Consider the following 17,914-nt stretch of genomic DNA (forward strand, 5'->3'; position numbering starts at 1 on the left):
GTTGCTCTGCATCCCCGTCCTCAAGGAGCGGGGCTTTCCGCAAAATCTCGGTAAGGCGGAAGGAGTGAATGCAGAAAAGTGAGGGGTGAAGGTGGAAAGCGATCGCTTCATTCTCCATCACCCGCTTTTGCGTCTTACTTTTCTTTTGCCTCCAGGGTTTCTAGCCGACTTTTTAGGGTCTGATTGTCTTTTTTTAACTGATCGAGTTCTTCGCGTAGCTGTTTGACGGCTTGATCGGCACCTGCATTTTTTTGGACGGTTTGGATCGACTCTTCGGCAATGCGGCGCACTCGGCCGTCGGGAGTCTGGTCAGCCAGAGATTGCAGAATGCCGATCGCTTTGGTCGTTTCCATCTGTCCCAGTCCAACGGCTACTGCCACTTGAGTCAAGAAGAAGGTTTCGCGTGAGAGTTCTTGAAAGCGAGACAAAATTCGCTCTAAGTTGAGATTGCTCTGTCCGCTCGAAATCGCTCCCAAGGCTCGAATTGCCGTTAGACGCAGCGGTTGAGGAACGCCGATCGCCGTATATTCCAGCACGAGATTTAGTGCTGATTCTGATGTTTTGAGTTGGCTGAGGGCACCGATCGCCCCTGATCTGACCACTTCATTCCAGCCCTGACGCTCTTTGAGAACGGTTTCGATCAGCTTCAAAAGGTCGTCGTTTAACTCGTCGGAGGTGGCGACTTTACCCAAACTTCTCAAGGCGGCCGCTTCGACGTAATAGCTGGCATCGCCTTGCTCAACGGTCGATTTGAGCGCTTTGTAGCTGTCGGTTGCTTTGATTTGGGCGAGACTTTCGACGATCGCTCTTCTCACTCGCGCATCTTCATCCAACAATCCGGTGAGTAGTCCTTGTAAAGCCTGGTCAAGCTGAATGGTAGCCAAACTTCTGGCAACTTCTGAACGTACTCCCCAAAAGCGATCGCTCTTTAGCGCTTCTGACAGGACTTTGACGACTTCTAAGCCCCCTTTTTTGGCCAACGCTTCCGCCGCATAAATCCGCGAAACGGGGTCGGGATCATGCTGAAGTTGGGCTTTGAGTTCTGAAACTGGATACTCCAATTCGACCGTCTTTAGATAGGAGTTGCCCACATCAAAGCTGACAAAATCGGGCTTTTGTTCGAGAGGGAAGTAGAAAGTCTGTTCGCGATCGTGAATCCGAACCGGAAACGTTTTGAGTTGAGCTTCTGGCTGCCTCTCCTCACTCTTCTCTCCTCTCTCCTCACCTCCCACAAATCCAAATCCGATCGGAATCTTGAGATCAAACAATTCTTTGGTTTCGCCTTCTTTGACCTGAGTCTGCGTCACTGTCACTTTAGCGAGATTGCTGTCACCATCCCAGGAGTAGGCGATTTTGTAGTCAGGATGACCGCCTCGAAAAACGTACTGATCAAACAAAAATAGTAGATTTCGTCCTGTTGATTTCTCGATCGCTCTCAACAAATCCACCGTCTCAACCGTTTTGTGAGCATTGTCGTGCAGAAAAGTGGCGATCGTTTTCCAAAACAGGTCGTCTCCCAACTCAGTGCGAATCATGTGATAGACGCAGGCACCCTTTTCATACAAGTGACGATCGTAGAGTTCGATCGCTTCTCGATAAATGTGGGTGACGATCGGGCGACGGTAACGAGACGCATCTTCATCCAAATAGCTGCGGGCTTCTCCGAGCAAATAGTAAGCAGCCGTTTCAGCATCGTATTCATGGTTCATCCACAGCACTTCGGCGTAAGAGGCCATGCCTTCTTTGAGCCAGGCGTGTGACCAATGCTTGATGACGACCAGATCGCCAAACCATTGATGCGCCAATTCGTGAGCCACCAGCGTTTCGGTACTGCGGTTGTCGATCGCCGCCCGTTCATCTAAAAGACAGCGATCGGTGAGCAGCGTGGTGGACGTATTTTCCATGCCGCCAAAAATAAAGTCATCGACACAAACCTGCGCGTATTTAGGAAACGGATAGGGATAGCCGTAGATTTGACTAAAAAACTCAATCATTTGCGGCGTTTTGCCCATGCTGATCTGGGCTTGCTTTTCTCGACCTTTTTCGACGTAATAGGTGACGGGCTTGCCCTTCCACTCGTCCTTAAGTTCCGCAAAATCACCCACCGCTAGTGTCATCAAATACGTTGGGTGAACCTGCCTTTGTAGCCAGTGATAAATTTTGCGATCGCCCTCCAAATCGACGCTAATCAACTCACCATTAGAAATCGCCGTATACTGCTGCGGCACACTCACCCGAATCTCGGAAGTCGTCAACTGCCCTGGATAGTCAAAACAGGGAAACCAAAAGCGAGAATCTTCATCTTCGCCCTGAGTCCAAACCTGCACAGGCTTTTGAGGATAATACTCGTCAGGAAGAACGAAATAAATACCCCGCTGAGGCTTCTCGACGCTGTAGAAAATCGCCACCTCGATCGCCTCTCCTGCCTGAGTCGGCTGCTTGAGACGAATGTGTAGCTGCTCCCCGTCATAGTCAAACGGCTGCTCAACTTCGGACACTTTCACCGTTTGAATCTCAAGATTCATCGCATCTAAGGTCAGGCGATCGATCCCACTTCTTACCGGATTGAGCCGCGTTACACAAGTGCCCTGATAGCTCTGATTGGGAATATCCAAACTCAAATCGAGAAAGATATGCTCCACTTGACCGGGACGATCGGGATTGTAGTGAGGTCGTGCGCCGGGCAGTTCAAAGGACTTGTGACGACTGTCGGCATCAAAATGAGAGTTCAGCATGATGGATGGAGCGACCTTAAAGGTTCAGTGAGAGACGGATTCAGTAAGAACAAGCATAAACTCGTTATGACTATGGACAATATCAAAAAACGGATGGAAAAGCTGTGGAGAAAAAAGTTTTTACCCGCGCCTTCACTCAGTTAGCAGACCAGCTTGAGATTAGACTCCTCCCAAAAGAGCCGCCAACAGCGCTTTCTGAGCGTGCATCCGATTCTCTGCTTGATCCCAGAGCTTTGATTGTGCGCCCTCCATTACGCCTTCGGTAATCTCTTCGCCGCGGTGAGCCGGGAGACAGTGCAGCACGATCGCATCCTTATCCGCATAAGTCAGCAAATTTTCATTCACCTGATACGGCTGAAAAATCGGAATGCGGCTGTCTGCGAGATCTTCTTGCCCCATGCTGGCCCAGACATCGGTGTAGAGAACTTGAGCGTCTTTGGCAGCGGCGATCGGGTCGTTGGTTAACATAACTTCTGACTTTCCGGCAGCGATCGTTCTGGCTTGTTGGACGATCGTTTCACTGGGTTGATATTCCGGCGGCGTGGCAATCCGCACATTGATCCCCGCCAAAGCACAGCCCAACATCAGAGAATGCGCCACATTGTTGCCATCGCCCAAATAAGTCAGCGTCAGGCCAGCCAGCGAACCAAATTTTTCTTGCACCGTTTGCAAATCCGCCAAAATCTGACAGGGATGTTCTAAATCAGTCAGCGCGTTGACGATCGGAATCTCCGCATACTCAGCAAACACCTCCAGATCTTGATGCTCAAAGGTACGAATCGCCAAAATATCGAGGTAACGATCGAGGACTCTAGCGGTATCAGCGATCGGTTCACCCCGGCTCACCTGAATCGAACTCACATTCAGATCCAGCACTTGCCCACCTAGCTGATAAATTGCCACCGAGAAACTCACACGAGTCCGAGTAGACGCTTTGTAAAACAGCAGTCCCAGGGTTGGCGCATGACCTTTGACCTGGCAAACAGGATTAATTTTTCCTGCCTTCATGTGGGCGGCAATATTTAACAGCTCGTGCAGTTCATCTGCGCTCAAATCGACCAAACTCAACAGATCTCGTCCCTTCAATTCGCTCATGCCCATCCTCGGTAGTTGCCAAAAAAACAAAAAATCTTGCACCTCAAACTGGCACAAGCAAATCATCTTAAAACCCTACCAAATCTGACCCAGTTAGCCTAGTTTTTTTAGGGATGAAGGAGGAGGGATGAAAGGGTTGTTCGGATCGATTTATAGAGTCCAACGTTTCTCGCCGAATTTTTAGCCGCCTACTTCTTATTGAGAAACCATGAAGAACGAAACCGTTTCCAATTCATCCCTCCTCGCGAAGCGGATTACCCCCAAAGGGGGAACAGATCATCGAAGTTCTCCCTCCTCGCGAATGCGGGGCAAAGCCCTCCCTCATCCCTCATCCCTCCCTACGCCGCATTCCTCAGTTCTGCGGTTTTGACTGCAAGCTGCTGAGTCTGATCGCCTCGTTGGATCTGGACTTTGAGGGTTTGTCCGAGGCGGCTGTTTTCAACGATCGTTTGGAGTTGTTCTGCGGAGGCAACCTTTACTCCATCGATTTGGGTCACAACATCGCCTCGACGAATGCCTGCGATCGCCGCTGGCGTATTGGGCAAGACTCGCACCACAATCACGCCATTCAGTTCAGGAACGGTGAAGGGAGAGTTGGGATCGCTGTTGTTTTGTTGAGCAATTTCTGGAGTTAGCGTTGTCATCTGAACGCCCAGATAAGGATGAGGGATCTTTTCGCCCCGTGCCAACTGATCTTTAATCGACTTGACCTTATTGATCGGAATGGCAAACCCAATCCCCATCGCATCAGCTCGAATCGCCGTATTGATGCCAATCACTTCCCCGCGATCGTTTAACAACGGGCCGCCCGAATTGCCAGGATTGATTGCCGCATCGGTTTGAATAAAGTCTAATCGCTTGTCAGGAATGCCCACCTGAGCGCTCGATCGCTTCAAAGTACTGACGATCCCCAGCGTGACGGTGTTGTCTAAGCCGAGGGGATTTCCGACGGCGATCGCCCACTCTCCGACATCAATCGCATCCGAATCGCCCAACGGAGCTATGGGCAAATTGGTGCCGTCGACCTTGACGACTGCCAAATCGGTCACTTCATCAAATCCGCGCACCTTGCCTTCAAACACTCGCCCATCTTTGAGCGTCACCGTCACTTTGTCTGCGCCATTGATCACATGAGAGTTCGTTAAAATCACGCCACTCTTATCGATCAAAAAGCCAGAACCCTGTCCCCGCAACCGCTCTTCTCTGGGCATCTGAGGAATGACCTCTTCGCCAAAAAAGCGCCGAAAGAAGGGATCTTCAAGCATGGGGTCAGTGGTTGCCCGACGAGTAATGGTTCGCTCGGTGTCAATCCGCACGACTGCGGGGCCAACTAGCTTAACCGCCTCCGCCACAAAACTCCCTCGCTCGATCGCTCGACTCTTCAATGCGATCTTTTCTTGAGGCGCAACCGCTTGAGACGCAACCTCCGGAGTCAATTTTTCTTGCAGGGCGGCCGCTTCAGCCGAAAACTGAAGTCCGATAGCGCATCCCAGCGTCAGAAGACAGGTCAGCACAATGGCTCGAACTCGACGAAGAACGTTGAAAACCTTGGTGAATCGCATAGCATCAACTCATAGTGCAAACGAACAGTTGCAAAGCGATCGAGGAGTGATCCTCTGATCCCCACCTACAGTCTAAAGATTCTTGAGCGGGGGTCATCAAAGAATGATCGACAATTCTGTTTACAACAGTTAAATCTATTCTGCCAATTTCGGAGTAGACCTGGGTAACGGGTTAGCCTAGAAACCCTTTAACATCCATTAAGATCGGGAATACACCTACAGACCCCTTCGCAAAAAACACCAATGACAACATCAGACCTTCCTCGCAGCGAGAATTTGAAAGATTCTGCCGATCAGACTCACGATCATGGCGCTTCTGATCATCCCCATGTCCATAGTGAGGAATCTGTCCGGCAGGTCGTCAATCGTCTGTCTCGAATCGAAGGTCACATTCGGGGGATCAAGTCGATGGTGCAGAGCGATCGCCCCTGTCCTGACGTTCTGGTGCAAATTGCGGCGGTGAGAGGTGCCCTCGATCGCGTAGCCCGCATCATTTTGGACGAACACCTCACTCAGTGTGTCGCCCGTGCCGCAGAAGCCGGAAACATTCAAGAAGAAATCAAGGAGTTAAAAGCCGCCCTCGATCGCTTTCTAATTTAGCTTCACACTTAATTTAGCTTCACACTCCTACGAGAGGAAATCGCTACGTCATGAAAAGAACAAGGGATAAAGCCAATTTCAACTCCTCTTTCATCCCTCATCCCGAAGCGGAACAAAGTTCTCCCTCCATCAAACCACCTCAAACAACTCCCTCAACTCCTTCTGAGGCGCGTCTGGTTTGGCGACGATTTCTACAATTCGATTGCGCGCATTGGCTTGAAAGACGGACTCCATGCAGACTTGAGCTACTTTAGTCCGAGGAATGCTGCCGTCAAATAACGTATCGGCTGAGGATAGAACGATCGCATCTGCGTTATCTTCATTCTTCAGCCCACCAGGGCGCACGATCGTATAAGTCAGCCCGCTGTTTTGCAGATATTCTTCTGCCTGCTTTTTCCAGACGAGAATCAGCCAAAACAAATTTAATGGGTGAAAAAACTTTGAAGTACAAAGCGAAGTCACCAGGACAAAATGTTCGATTTCTTTGGATTTAGCGACATCAACGAGGTTTTTTGTGCCTTCATAATCCACTTTGTAAGGGCCCGTGGGATCAAAGCTGGGACGGGCACCCGTGGCACAAAACACAATCGTACTGTCTCCCATTGCCGATCGCAGGCTTTCTGGATTCAAAACATCCCCAGTAACTAGCTCGATTCCGGTTGGCAAAACCGATCGGGCTGTTTGCGGGTCGCGTACCAATGCTCTTACGGGAATGCCGCGATCGATTAGTTGTTGAACAATTCGCCGTCCCGTTTCTCCGGTTGCCCCTGCGACAAATGCTTTCATAAACAGTTTTCTCTCAATTAAGCTGATTGCACATCTATCAATCTAATCGCTATCCTGTCATCTGGTCTAAGAAGGAGGCGATCGTCAACCGCCTTCAAAACATGGCTCAAAAATGACTCAACCTAAATTTGTGACTCAAATCATTCCCAGATTTCTCACGCTGTTTTAAGATACATTGCGTAACGTTAAATCAAATTAAACCAAACTACGTAGAACAAATCTCAGTAATCCGCATCACTACCGAGCTTTCACCGGACTTGAAGCCTGGATCTGCAAAAACATTCAGCCTCCTGGGAATTACCGTATCCGCGATCAGCGCAAACAATTGCCAATAAATTTAGATTGTATAAACTTTCGGGTCTGAAGCCAGATCGCAGTGAAGGAATCAATATCCTGGGGGAACTTTGGACTATAGACCCACGGCAACTTACGCAAGAGAGTGTCCATGCAGTCCCATTCGACCGATTCACCGGAGCTTCGCATCGTGAGCCGTCCAATTGCTCAACCTGATGCAATCCCATCACTTGACCCTTCCCAGCCAGGAGACGCAATCCCCAGCGTGACCGAGCCAACCCAATTTCACAGCCACTTTGTTGACAGCATGGAGATGTCTGCTGACCCCAAGACTGTCGCAGAATATTTGGATGCTCATCACGGTTGGTTTCGACGCTGTGCCCATCCGATGCAGGTGGATGCGATCGGGCAAAATAGCTATGCGCTGACGATCGGCAATTTTGGGGCGTTTGGCTACGAAATTGAACCCAAAGTCGGCTTAGACCTGTTGCCCCAGCAAGAAGGCGTTTATCGGATCGAAACGGTACCTGTGCCTGATTATGTGACCGCTGGCTATGAAATCGACTTTCGAGGCGCAATGGAGCTAGTCGAGCTTTCTCAAGTCCAAGCATCTTTCAAGACGACACGAATCCAGTGGCAGTTGGATCTGCTTGTCAGCATTCAGTTTCCCAAATTTATTCATGCCCTCCCTGATCACTTGATTCAAAAAACGGGCGATCGAGTGCTTAAACAAGTTGTTCGACAAGTCTCACGACGGCTCACTCACAAGGTACAAGAAGACTTTCACACATCGAGAGGCTTACCTCTACCCAAGCGTTCTAGAAAATGGATTTAGGCATTAAATTTAAGCCATTAAAAACCCCCCAACAGATCATTGAAGGGCTTCCTATAAAACTCCTATGGAAAAGGCTCAGTACCTACCAGCCTTTCTCAGACTGACTTAAAACGTATTCAGCGACGGCTTCTATCTCGTCATCCTGAAGACGACCTTTAAAGGAAGGCATTGCGTTTTTGCCGTTTATCACCTGAGTTCTAATCGCTTCTAGAGAGTTCATACTGTATTTCTCTAGCGCTTCTTTCCTTAACGTTTTATTGGCGATGATGACGTTGTTACCCCCAATGTGGCAAGCCGAACAGTTGGCGTTGAAGATTTGCTGACCGTCCGGTTTGAGGGCCCAGGCAGGCTGAGTGAAGGTAAAAAGCGCGATCGCCAGCAACAGAATGGGCAGCAGTTTTCGCAAGGCGGTTCTCCCCGATTCGGTGATGATTGTAGGGCTGAATGTTTGTGGCAAACCTATTCTATGACCTTTGTCAGTGGTTTTTAATCAGCCTAAACAACCAACGCTAGTAATCAACCCAGCAAGAAGGAGAACCTGCGATCGCAAAAAACTAGCCCGCAACGACAACCTTTCCAACCATGCCAGCACCGCGATGAGGCAGGCAGAAGTAAGAGTATTCGCCCGCAGGTGCGTCAGCAGGAATGGTCAACTCAAAGGATTTACCAGCGCTCTCTAGCCCTTTGTGAGACAGTTTGTCTGCCAAGTCTTTGCTGCCACCGGGAATTTTGGAAACGTCAAACACCACATTGTGAGGAGGTAGCGCGCCAACTTCCCACTTGACGACATCACCAGGCTTGACGCTGACAACTTTGGGTTCAAAAACCAACCCTTTGTTGGTGCCCATTTTCACGGTGTAGGTTTCAGCAGATGCGGGGTTAACTGCGACAAATAGACTGCCAACCACTAGGAGAATCGTGCAGAAAGCCAGGGAGAGACGCTGCGTAACGGAAGCAATTGATTTCATAGATTTCTCTGGAATACGAATATTTTCCACTTCTCTCTATATTTTACAACCTGGCGGACTCTACTTTGACAAGCAGTCAAACTTCTCTAAAAGGTATTTTTCAAAGGGTTTGAGAGATTGTTACTGGGAGACGATCACACCATCCCATTCTCAAGGAGTGATCTCCGTACCGCACTGGTTCAGCAATGTCTCAAGTTCTCTCATGACCTTCCACGGACTTTGCCCTCGAAGGGGAGCCACGATCGCCGCCTCATGAGGATTTCTACCCATTTTTTTGACGGTGGCGATCGCTAATCGAGTCGGCAAGCCTCGCCCACTAACCAACCAGGCCGCCAGCACCTGTCCCGTTCTCCCAATGCCGCCCCCACAGTGAACGACAACCTTTTCATTTTGTTGGTCAGCGACTTTGAGAAAGGGCAGGATTTGCTGAGTTAGCGTCTCACGATCAGCCAGTTGAAAGTCCGCGATCGGACTCCAACAAACGCGATCTGTGCCAAATTCTTGCTGATAAGCCTCCAACAGATTTATCGAGAAGGGGGTTAATTGCACTGTAGGCAGCAGACAGCAAACTCGCTGAATCCCTTGATTTCGCATAAATTTCAACCACTCGCTAACGTTCTGCTGAGAGTGGCCAGGTCTTGCAGCCCCAAAAACGATCGCCTCTTGTTCTCCAGCAGCCGCAAATCTGTATGGACTCATTATTGTCTCTCCAACAAAAAGAGAAGCCTCTGACAGAAACTTCTCTCCAGTTAAGCTCAAAACTTAAGATTTAGAACTGCCCCAAACTATCTCCCCATCCCAGTGCTTTTTGAGCAGCCCTAAGAATAAATCCAGCAACGCTTTCGACCTCAGCTTGAGACAGCCAGCTTGGGGGCACCTTGCGGCACTCAAACGACTCCTCACTCCCGTCATACAGCATTGGGGCGCGCATAAACTCAACCAGACTGGCGATCGTATCTCGCGGCGGCATCGCTCCTTGTAGCGCTTTGAGCGACAGTGGCACTTTAGGATTGGGCAGCGTTGCGCCTCCTACATGGCAGGTGAGACAACTTTGCTCAAAAACTTTCTTGCCGCTGGCTAACTCCTCTGCGGAAAACAAACGGCTATTGCCTTGATGGTCTAACTCCAAAGAAACGGGATCAATGACTTTGAGGTAATTAGTGACATATTTATCAGCAGCATAGGCAGGCAGAGTCACCATCCACAGACTCAGACAAGCCATCACACCAGATAAGACGCGAACCCACGACGATCGAGACAGCATTCAACTTTTGTAGTAATGGTGTGTAAAAAAGCAGGCTCTTTTGAAATCGTTGCGATCAAGAAAAGAACCTGCCCTGACGAAAATCATCGCTTGCTTTTAGTAGTGGATTTTGCCACCGCCCCATTTGTCGCCTACGATCTTGGGTTGCAGCAAAACGTGGCCCGCAATCGCCACCAGATCATCCTGCGTCAAGTTACGCATTTCTGGAAACAGATCTTTGCTCTTGAGACTGGGGTGAATCTCTGAAATCTCATTCGCGCCATCGTAGCTAGTAGGCACCTTCATGTAGTCAACCAGCGCCTCAATATTGTTACGGTTGGGAGTCGCGAGAGACAGCGCTTCTGGGTCAAGACCCACGTTGGGATCGGTTTTGGTAACGCCGCCCGCATGACACTGAGCGCAAGCATATTGGAACAGTCGCTTCCCTTCTTTGACTTGCTTCAGGCTTAACACCGTCGTATCGCCCGACTCATTGAGCGGCACAGTCCGAATGGCTTTATCGAGTTCTGCCGCGTTCGCGCTGGGGGCAAACACCTGAAAAGTAAAGAATACAGTGGCTACAGCAAGCCAGAAGTATCTTTTAAGCATGGTTCTCCTTAAATGTGGCTCGGTTATCAGAATCACAACACAACAAGCTGGCTCAATCGATCGCGCCCTCTACCCGCTGGCAAGAGGTGCGACAAGCAGACACATCTTTTAAGAAAGTTCACAACTGATTACATAAATCCACTGGGTTTCTCAGAAATGGGATTTCTCTGAAAAGGTCTCAATGGTGTGAAGTGGCGAAATTTAGATGATGTTTGCTGATGATAAAAATTGACCTCTTTAATACCAATATCATGTGAATGCCCCGATCCAGCGATGAATCTTAGAGATTGAGTATCTGGTGAGAGCAGGAAGCAGCTAAGCGAAGTAACGACAGATGGGAGAAAAAGATTTATGAAAAAAAGACATTGAGCGCTTAAGGTTCAGAAAAACTCTCGATGTCCTCTTCTATCAGTCAAATTAACGATTTTTGAATCTTTTCTACTTCTCACCGCCCAAGCCTAAAAACTTCTCTAAGCCGTGCTTAATCAGGCCCTGTTGTGCTGAGAGCCTTAATGCTAGGAAACTGGTTCATGAGATGAGAGGACGGAGCCATTGGTTGATGTAGTCGAATCAGTTGAGCGATCGTTTTCTTAAGCTGAGTGCGGGAGACGATCGCATCCACAAACCCGTGTTGCAGCAAATACTCAGAAGTTTGGAAATCGTCGGGCAGCTTTTCTCTCAAGGTCTGCTCAACAACACGGCGACCCGCAAATCCGATCGTAGCTTTCGGCTCGGCCAGGATAATGTCACCCAACATGGCAAAGCTTGCAGTTACGCCGCCCGTAGTCGGATGGGTCAACACAGGCACATAAAGCAGGCGATTTTCTTGGTGACGTTCGAGCGCCCCTGAGATTTTGGCCATCTGCATCAGGCTCAACATGCCTTCCTGCATTCTGGCCCCCCCGGAGGCGCAAACAATTACTACTGGAATTCGCTGCTGAGTCGCCCGTTCGATTAAGCGGGTTAGTTTTTCGCCGACCACCGACCCCATGCTACCGCCCATAAAGCGAAAGTCCATCACGCCCAAAGCTAGGGGTAGACCTTCGATTTGCCCCATTCCAGTCTGAACGGCATCAGTAAGCCGGGTTTTTTCTTGTGTCTCACGAATGCGATCGCTGTAGGATTTACGATCGCGAAATTTTAGAGGATCAACAGGTTGCAGGTTTTCGTCGATCGCAACCCAGGTATTGGCATCAATTAGCTGACTGATTCGCTCATCGCTGTAGACTCGCAGGTGATGGTCGCACTCCAGACAGACCATTTGATTCGATCGCAAATCTTTGGTGTAAGTCAACACGCCACAAGCTTCACATTTTGTCCAGAGTCCATCGGCGATTTCTCGCTCTTGCCCATCAGGAGTCGTAGAACCTGATTTTCGGCGATTTGCAAACCAATCAAATAGTGACATAGCCAAGTTTTTTCCTCAAAGTGGATAACTGACAATTTTTGACCCAGATAGAGCGCATTCTTGGGTTTTAGCCCTCGAAGGGATGAGAACTAATTCCGCTTTTCTCCAGGTTTCTTTTTTCTTAAGACTGTGTGAAATTATCGCAGACAGTCGATCGATTTCAGAAATCAATCACACAATCAGCATTATAGGACGGTGCGATCGGTCACGAAACGTTGACTCAATCAGCATTGGTTATGTGAGAAAGGGAGCAATCTCTATGGGAGTTTGCAGAATGGGGATTTGCAGAAGGGTACGGTGGAGAACTCTAAACAGCAGGCTTTAACCAACAGACTTTAGCTGAGGGACTAATGTTCTTGATAAAGCTGTTGTTATTAAAAATTCGCCAAAAAATGGGCGGTCTTGCCCTTAGTTATTAACCTGGCGCTCAAGACTATCTAAACTTTGCAGCCCTTTCTCCGTACATGCATTAGGTCGCAGGGTTTTGTGGGCAATGGCTACCCCATCAAAAATGCACGCTCTATTATTGCCTTGACTTAGTAATCTTGACTTAGTAGTTCAGAGAAACCAACTGAACCAAGCATCTCTCAAATTACTGAGCACTTTTACGGTTCAATTTGCTGTTCAACAAAAACAATTACTAGCAAAAAGCTTTGCAGGATTTGGGACATTTGCTGCGTAGCAGAATTTTTGTAGCCAACTCATGTCGCTGCTTTTGGGTCAAGGTCGCTTTTGTAAACATCATCAATAAGAAGAATTGACCAATAAAGTTACTCTTTCAGTAGGTGGTTGTTTCTACGGGCATTTAGAATGTTAAATTGTATTTTTTATCACACGTTAATCGTAACAAAACATGGGAATCATGAAATCATCATTAATATGTGACTTAGGGAAGTTTACCGTTCACTTATGAATACTTTGCCCATTTCTCGCCTGGTGGGTTCTTCGGAATATCGTGCTATCGCGGATGACACACTCAAAGATGAAGACAACGCCGCCTGGATTATGGAGCTTGACCCAGAGATTCGCGAGCAGTGGATTGAGCGGATTCACTGGATTCGGTTAGCTGATCGTCTGGCAGAAAACGGTCTGATTCATTCAGAAAAATCTCAGTTTCAGTGGTTTTACGATAGCTGGAACTGGCTCAAAGAAACCGGAGAGGTGCAGCCCGGATGCCCTCACTCAAAACTTTTCTACCGAATGCGCGATCGCTGGTTTGAAGACTTATCTGACCCCATCGGTCATCTCTCAATTCAATCCTGGGATCAATACTTAAGCTCTCTAGCAAAGTATCATAAAGGACATCTTGTCATCAGTAGTTTTGACCAATTTGAGGGAATGCTAGAAGATTTAGCCGCCCCTTTCTTCCAAGTTTTGCCTTTTTTATCAGAGCATCAGTGGCACGCTGCGGGACAGTTTGGCACATTAGACCAGTTCTACAACAACTTGCGAGACCTGCGGGAAGATGCCGAACAGGGAATTTGCTATTTACCAACAGAGCTACTTGATCGCTTTAAGGTCAGCCGAGCAGAAATTCTTAGCTTGCAGGCGATCGACAATCCGGGCTACCGTCCGATGATGAAGTTTTGGATACATGAGTATTTACCTCAGTTGCATCGCAAAGCCTACCCATTTATTTTGGCACCCGATCTGCATCCTTCCTGGCAAATGCTGCGAGATTGGTCACTGCATCGCTATCGGCGTATTGAGCGGATTTTTCGTCGCTGCGACTATGACTATTTGCGCTTTCCAAGACTGTATTGGCAAGAAGTCAAGCGAGATTTGGTGTTGATGCTGCCAGGGACGTTTGGGTCAGCGATCGAGAAGTCAGCTAAACAAACTTCTTATCTCAGCCGTACTAGCAAGCTGTTCCAGATTTCTGAGCTAACTCGCCTCTCTCATCCCAAAGACCCCACTGTAGACCCTGTATCCCCCTACACCCTCAATGCAGGCTAGAAAAAGTTGGATCTGGAGTGAGGCCTGGAAAGAGGATAGAGGCTTTATGCGCAATGTCCATCTACTGCCCGAAGCCCTTTGCACTGAAGAGGTGGACGGCTATTAGTAGTAGCTTCCTGATTTGCGATGGTAGACCGCCGTTACGCCCTTTTGCTCTAGCACTTTGCCGCTCTCGACCACTGCATAAAGTAGCCAGTGATCCCCACATTCCATTCGATTTTGCACAGTGCATTCCAGATAAGCCAGCGCCTCTGACAGCACAGGGCAACCGTTAGAAGCTTCTTGGGTGTCTACATCGGCAAAGCGATTTTCTCCAGGGGCAGCAGGCTTCATAAAGTGTCGTCTCAGGTTTCGTCCCTCTTTGAGAATGTTGAGGACAAAGCGATCGCCCGCATGATCCAGCACGCCATCTGCGTGATCTTTCGCGATCGCCACCGTCACCCCCGGCGGATTAAACGTCGCCTGTGACACCCAGGAAGTCAAAACTCCCGATGTCGTGTCACCTTGTTTGGCAGAGACGACACAAAGAGAGCCAACCACCCGCCCCAGCGCTTGTTCTGTGCGATCGCTCTGAGCTTCGGTTGCCACTTGTCGAGGCACTCGCACCTTTTTGGCTTTCTTGAGCGCTTGAGCAAACTCCGTCCCGGCAGATTCGCACTGTTGCAACACTTCGTCGGTTGGCTTAAATTTGACGCGAATGGTTTCAAAGCCAAAGGGATAGCCCGCATCTTGTAGCTTGCTCTCGATCAGGTCGATCGCTTCTCCGCTCCAGCCATAAGACCCAAACACCCCAGCCAGCTTGTTTTTTGCCGCCGTCGAAAGCACGAGTCCCAGAGCGGTCTGAATTTGGGTTGGGGCATGTCCTCCTAGGGTTGGCGAACCGATGATGAAGCCGTCACACTGTTCGATCGCCGCCGTGATTTCCGCCGTGTCAGCAAATTCGCAGTTAATCGATCGCACATCTACTTCAGATTGAGTTAGCCCCTTGGCGATCGCTTGTCCGGTCGTGGCGGTATTGCCGTAAGCAGAGGTGTAGAGCAGGGCGACAGAGAGTTCTTGAGTCTTTTGCTGTTCGCACCATTGACGATAGTCCAACGTGAGACGACTGAGACTGTAGCGCACAAGAGAACCGTGACCCACGCCATAAATCTTGGCAGGAAAATTGGCAATCTTATCAAGCGTCGCTTCGACCTGACGAGACTGAGCCGCATAGAGACAATCGAAATAATAGTGGCGATCGCCGTCTAGCTGTTTCCAGTTTTCATCAAAAATCGCGTCGTCGCAGATGTGAGCGCCAAACAGCTTATCAGTGTAGAGAATGCGCGTGGCGGGATCAAAGGTACAAAGTCCATCCACCCAGCGCGGTGTCGGCACAAAAGCAAACCGCAACTCATGCCCCTTGCCCAGATCCAACACTTCCTCACCTCGGACAGCGTTGATTTGCAGGTCGCGATCGGGAAAGGCCGCTTTGAGCGCAATGGCCGCAGGTCTTGAACAGACGATCGTCAGTTGAGGAGCCGCATCCAACAGGACTTTTAGAGTTGCGATCCGGTTGGGATTGACATGACCCAAAATCACATAGTCCAGCTTTTGAAAATACTGATGGTCGTGCAGTTCCTTGAGAAAGATGTCGGTAAAAGAAGCTCCGGGCGGGTCAATCAGCGCCGTTTTTTCTGCCTGAATCAGATAGGAATTAGCCGTTGTCCCTTTTTGGCGAGAATACTCAACCTCAAACTTGAGGCGATCCCAGGTGCGCGATCGTAACACCCGCGTATCTGCGCCAATTTCAGCAACCTGCACATCTTTAGGCTTGTTCATAAAAAGAAGAGGATGAACTTTATTCGGCTTGGCGAGAAGACATGAAAAAGAGAGTGAGGAATGTGGCCCAATTCAAAAAGGAAAAGTTTGAGCATCTCCACCTCAAACCCCTTTCATCCCTCAGACCTCCTCCCTCCTCCCTTAATAGTGGTTGCCCACTTTGCGATGGTGAACGGCAGTCAGTGCGTCTGCTTTGGAGACTCGGCCGGTGTGAATCGTGCTGTAGACGATCCAGTGATCGGTGCAGTCCATGCGGCTGACGACTTCACACTCGATGTAGGCCAGCGCATCCGCCAAAATTGGAGAACCATTCGTCGCGGGATAGGTCTTCACCTCAGCAAACCGATCGGCACCCGGCGCAAACCGTTTCAAGAAGTGGCGCATCAACGCTTGATAGTTGTCTTCTTCGAGAACATTGAGGACAAAGCGATCGCCCAAGTGCATGAAGGACTCGATCGCCCGATCTTTGGCGACAGCAATGGTGATGCCCAACGGCTCAAAACTAGCCTGAGATACCCAGGAAGCCAGCATTGCACTGGAGATGTCGCCCTTCTGAGCCGTGATGATGTAGAGACCGCCACTTAAGCGACCCAGGGCTTTGTCCAATTCACCATCCAGCGACTTCATTTGTTTGACGGTGCGATCGCGGGTCAGCCATTGTCCCATGTCGATGCCTGCTTCGTCGCAGAGTTGATAAGTGGCATCGGTCGGCGGTTCTTTAATCTGAATCGGTGAGAATGCTTCCGTCAAGCCAATTTCCTGAAAGCGATTTCGCAGGGGATAAACAGACTCATCATCTCCGCCGCCTGCTTCAAACAAGCCCACCGACTGCTTGGAGTTAGTCGCTGCCAAAATTGTCCCCAAGGCTGCACTGGCATTGGCGGCAAATTCACCCGATTGAGGCGGCATCCCAATCACAACACCGCTCACCAACTCAACTAATTCCCTCACATCCTGCGGCTCAGAGGTGCGTAAGTCCATCATTTCAACCGCGACACCCGTTTTGGTAATGCCGTTAGAAATCGCTTGAGCGAGCGGATCGCTATACCCATAATCCCCCACGTAGAAGACTCCAACCGTGGTCACTGCCTTAGCTTGAGCCTGACTCCACTCGCGATAGCGTCCCACCAAATCTTGCAGGTTATGGCGAAGTAATGGCCCGTGACCTGTGGCGATCGTCATGATTTCGGGCAAACCATCCATGCGTTTGATAGCTGAGAGAACCGATCGAGCATTGGGCCCCATCAGGCAGTCATAGTAATAGCGAAATTCTTCTTCGATCAGATCTAGATCTTCGTCGTAGGTGTGATCGTCACAAAAGTGCATTCCAAAAGCGTCGCAGGTGTAGAGAACCTGGGTACTGTGGTCAAAGGTAAAAATGGTGTCAGGCCAGTGTAGATTGGGAGCCTGAACGAATTCCAGCGTGTGACCGTTACCCAGATCGAGGCGATCGCCACTCTTGACCATTTGCCGCCCAAAGGGCTGATGCACAAAGCCTTCGAGAAACTGAATCGCAACTTTGGCAGCGACGATCGTAATATTTGGATTAAGTGCCAAAACGTCTTTGACCAGTCCGCTGTGATCGGGTTCGGTATGGCTGATGATCAGATAGTCGATGTCTGCGGGATTAATCAGCCCTGTTAATGTATCGAGATAAAGGTCGCGAAACTTTTCGTGGGAGGTATCGACCAGGGCAATCTTCTCGCCTCGAATCAAAAAGGAGTTGTAGGTGGTGCCGTTTTGCAGCGCAAATTCGATGTCGAAGCGATCGCGATCCCAATCCAGAGATCGGATGACTGTCGTATCAGGCGCGATATCGGCGGTTTGGATCGTGAGTCGAGTTTGACTGCGGCTGGCGCTTGTGCGATCTGAAAGGGCGACCATAACTGCCTCCGTACCAATAAAGTTTGTAAACTTATGTTTCTCTTCAATCTTAATCTTCGCTTGAGAATTGCGTCTTTGTAAAGTTCCGATAGGCAAAGCTACTTATCAGCGAAACTTATCT

15 protein-coding genes are annotated in these 17,914 nt (G+C 49.4%); 3 read left to right on the forward strand and 12 right to left on the reverse strand.

Going from position 1 to position 17,914, the window contains the following annotated elements:
- Window positions 1-134 precede the first annotated feature (134 nt).
- The 3 genes from ACKFKH_RS29235 to ACKFKH_RS29245 all read right to left on the reverse strand — a co-directional run bounded on the left by ACKFKH_RS29235 (window position 135) and on the right by ACKFKH_RS29245 (window position 5,392).
- Window positions 135-2,735 carry a M1 family aminopeptidase gene (locus tag ACKFKH_RS29235; protein WP_446861888.1) on the reverse strand — a complete coding sequence of 867 codons (2,601 nt, stop codon included), beginning with the start codon at window positions 2,733-2,735 and terminating at the stop codon, window positions 135-137.
- A 159-nt stretch (window positions 2,736-2,894) separates the two neighbouring features.
- Window positions 2,895-3,830, reverse strand: coding sequence for an ornithine carbamoyltransferase (gene argF / locus ACKFKH_RS29240; protein ID WP_446861889.1), 936 nt, complete (start codon window positions 3,828-3,830; stop codon window positions 2,895-2,897).
- Window positions 3,831-4,168: 338 nt separating this feature from the next.
- A complete protein-coding gene (locus ACKFKH_RS29245; protein ID WP_446861890.1) occupies window positions 4,169-5,392 on the reverse strand; it encodes an HhoA/HhoB/HtrA family serine endopeptidase in 1,224 nt (407 codons plus the stop codon).
- Window positions 5,393-5,635: 243 nt separating this feature from the next.
- Here ACKFKH_RS29245 and ACKFKH_RS29250 point away from each other — a divergent pair, with 243 nt between their 5' ends.
- Window positions 5,636-5,992, forward strand: a complete 357-nt coding sequence (locus tag ACKFKH_RS29250) for a metal-sensing transcriptional repressor (protein WP_446861891.1) — start codon at window positions 5,636-5,638, stop codon at window positions 5,990-5,992.
- 129 nt (window positions 5,993-6,121) lie between these two features.
- Here ACKFKH_RS29250 and ACKFKH_RS29255 read toward each other — a convergent pair whose 3' ends face one another.
- The gene (locus tag ACKFKH_RS29255) at window positions 6,122-6,778 is read right to left on the reverse strand and encodes an SDR family oxidoreductase (protein ID WP_446861892.1); all 657 of its coding nucleotides are present in this window, start codon (window positions 6,776-6,778) and stop codon (window positions 6,122-6,124) included.
- A gap of 445 nt (window positions 6,779-7,223) precedes the next feature.
- Here ACKFKH_RS29255 and ACKFKH_RS29260 point away from each other — a divergent pair, with 445 nt between their 5' ends.
- A complete protein-coding gene (locus tag ACKFKH_RS29260; RefSeq protein ID WP_446861893.1) occupies window positions 7,224-7,907 on the forward strand; it encodes a DUF1997 domain-containing protein in 684 nt (227 codons plus the stop codon).
- A gap of 82 nt (window positions 7,908-7,989) precedes the next feature.
- Here ACKFKH_RS29260 and petJ read toward each other — a convergent pair whose 3' ends face one another.
- The 6 genes from petJ to accD all read right to left on the reverse strand — a co-directional run bounded on the left by petJ (window position 7,990) and on the right by accD (window position 12,135).
- The gene (petJ, locus tag ACKFKH_RS29265) at window positions 7,990-8,313 is read right to left on the reverse strand and encodes a cytochrome c6 PetJ (RefSeq protein ID WP_446861894.1); all 324 of its coding nucleotides are present in this window, start codon (window positions 8,311-8,313) and stop codon (window positions 7,990-7,992) included.
- 148 nt (window positions 8,314-8,461) lie between these two features.
- Window positions 8,462-8,875, reverse strand: coding sequence for a plastocyanin (gene petE / locus ACKFKH_RS29270; RefSeq protein ID WP_446861895.1), 414 nt, complete (start codon window positions 8,873-8,875; stop codon window positions 8,462-8,464).
- A 150-nt stretch (window positions 8,876-9,025) separates the two neighbouring features.
- Entirely contained in the window at window positions 9,026-9,574 is a 549-nt protein-coding gene (locus ACKFKH_RS29275; protein WP_446861896.1) for a protein-tyrosine phosphatase family protein, read from the reverse strand.
- A gap of 70 nt (window positions 9,575-9,644) precedes the next feature.
- Window positions 9,645-10,139: a photosystem II cytochrome PsbV2 gene (gene psbV2 / locus ACKFKH_RS29280; protein ID WP_446861897.1), complete on the reverse strand. Its 495-nt coding sequence runs from the start codon at window positions 10,137-10,139 to the stop codon at window positions 9,645-9,647.
- A gap of 96 nt (window positions 10,140-10,235) precedes the next feature.
- On the reverse strand, window positions 10,236-10,727 hold the full coding sequence (gene psbV, locus ACKFKH_RS29285) for a photosystem II cytochrome c-550 (RefSeq protein ID WP_446861898.1): 492 nt from the start codon (window positions 10,725-10,727) through the stop codon (window positions 10,236-10,238).
- Between the two features lie 481 nt (window positions 10,728-11,208).
- Window positions 11,209-12,135 carry an acetyl-CoA carboxylase, carboxyltransferase subunit beta gene (gene accD, locus ACKFKH_RS29290; protein ID WP_446861899.1) on the reverse strand — a complete coding sequence of 309 codons (927 nt, stop codon included), beginning with the start codon at window positions 12,133-12,135 and terminating at the stop codon, window positions 11,209-11,211.
- A 909-nt stretch (window positions 12,136-13,044) separates the two neighbouring features.
- Between accD and ACKFKH_RS29295 the strand changes: the two genes are divergently transcribed.
- Window positions 13,045-14,091, forward strand: coding sequence for a squalene/phytoene synthase family protein (locus tag ACKFKH_RS29295; protein ID WP_446861900.1), 1,047 nt, complete (start codon window positions 13,045-13,047; stop codon window positions 14,089-14,091).
- 102 nt (window positions 14,092-14,193) lie between these two features.
- Here ACKFKH_RS29295 and ACKFKH_RS29300 read toward each other — a convergent pair whose 3' ends face one another.
- Window positions 14,194-15,909 (reverse strand): diflavin flavoprotein, encoded by a 1,716-nt coding sequence (locus tag ACKFKH_RS29300; RefSeq protein WP_446861901.1) that lies wholly within the window; start codon window positions 15,907-15,909, stop codon window positions 14,194-14,196.
- A gap of 141 nt (window positions 15,910-16,050) precedes the next feature.
- The gene (locus ACKFKH_RS29305) at window positions 16,051-17,793 is read right to left on the reverse strand and encodes a diflavin flavoprotein (protein ID WP_446861902.1); all 1,743 of its coding nucleotides are present in this window, start codon (window positions 17,791-17,793) and stop codon (window positions 16,051-16,053) included.
- Window positions 17,794-17,914: the final 121 nt, after the last annotated feature.

Source organism: Phormidesmis sp. 146-20 (genome assembly GCF_052939475.1).

What these genes read in the sequence shown, in the direction of transcription:
- ACKFKH_RS29295 (WP_446861900.1), top strand. Translation starts at nt 13,045, where the DNA reads ATGAATACTTTGCCCATTTCTCGCCTGGTGGGTTCTTCGGAATATCGT.
- ACKFKH_RS29255 (WP_446861892.1), bottom strand. Translation starts at nt 6,778, where the DNA reads ATGAAAGCATTTGTCGCAGGGGCAACCGGAGAAACGGGACGGCGAATT.
- ACKFKH_RS29275 (WP_446861896.1), bottom strand. Translation starts at nt 9,574, where the DNA reads ATGAGTCCATACAGATTTGCGGCTGCTGGAGAACAAGAGGCGATCGTT.
- petE (WP_446861895.1), bottom strand. Translation starts at nt 8,875, where the DNA reads ATGAAATCAATTGCTTCCGTTACGCAGCGTCTCTCCCTGGCTTTCTGC.
- ACKFKH_RS29250 (WP_446861891.1), top strand. Translation starts at nt 5,636, where the DNA reads ATGACAACATCAGACCTTCCTCGCAGCGAGAATTTGAAAGATTCTGCC.
- ACKFKH_RS29245 (WP_446861890.1), bottom strand. Translation starts at nt 5,392, where the DNA reads ATGCGATTCACCAAGGTTTTCAACGTTCTTCGTCGAGTTCGAGCCATT.
- ACKFKH_RS29235 (WP_446861888.1), bottom strand. Translation starts at nt 2,735, where the DNA reads ATGCTGAACTCTCATTTTGATGCCGACAGTCGTCACAAGTCCTTTGAA.
- argF (WP_446861889.1), bottom strand. Translation starts at nt 3,830, where the DNA reads ATGAGCGAATTGAAGGGACGAGATCTGTTGAGTTTGGTCGATTTGAGC.
- accD (WP_446861899.1), bottom strand. Translation starts at nt 12,135, where the DNA reads ATGTCACTATTTGATTGGTTTGCAAATCGCCGAAAATCAGGTTCTACG.
- ACKFKH_RS29300 (WP_446861901.1), bottom strand. Translation starts at nt 15,909, where the DNA reads ATGAACAAGCCTAAAGATGTGCAGGTTGCTGAAATTGGCGCAGATACG.
- psbV (WP_446861898.1), bottom strand. Translation starts at nt 10,727, where the DNA reads ATGCTTAAAAGATACTTCTGGCTTGCTGTAGCCACTGTATTCTTTACT.
- ACKFKH_RS29260 (WP_446861893.1), top strand. Translation starts at nt 7,224, where the DNA reads ATGCAGTCCCATTCGACCGATTCACCGGAGCTTCGCATCGTGAGCCGT.
- psbV2 (WP_446861897.1), bottom strand. Translation starts at nt 10,139, where the DNA reads ATGCTGTCTCGATCGTCGTGGGTTCGCGTCTTATCTGGTGTGATGGCT.
- ACKFKH_RS29305 (WP_446861902.1), bottom strand. Translation starts at nt 17,793, where the DNA reads ATGGTCGCCCTTTCAGATCGCACAAGCGCCAGCCGCAGTCAAACTCGA.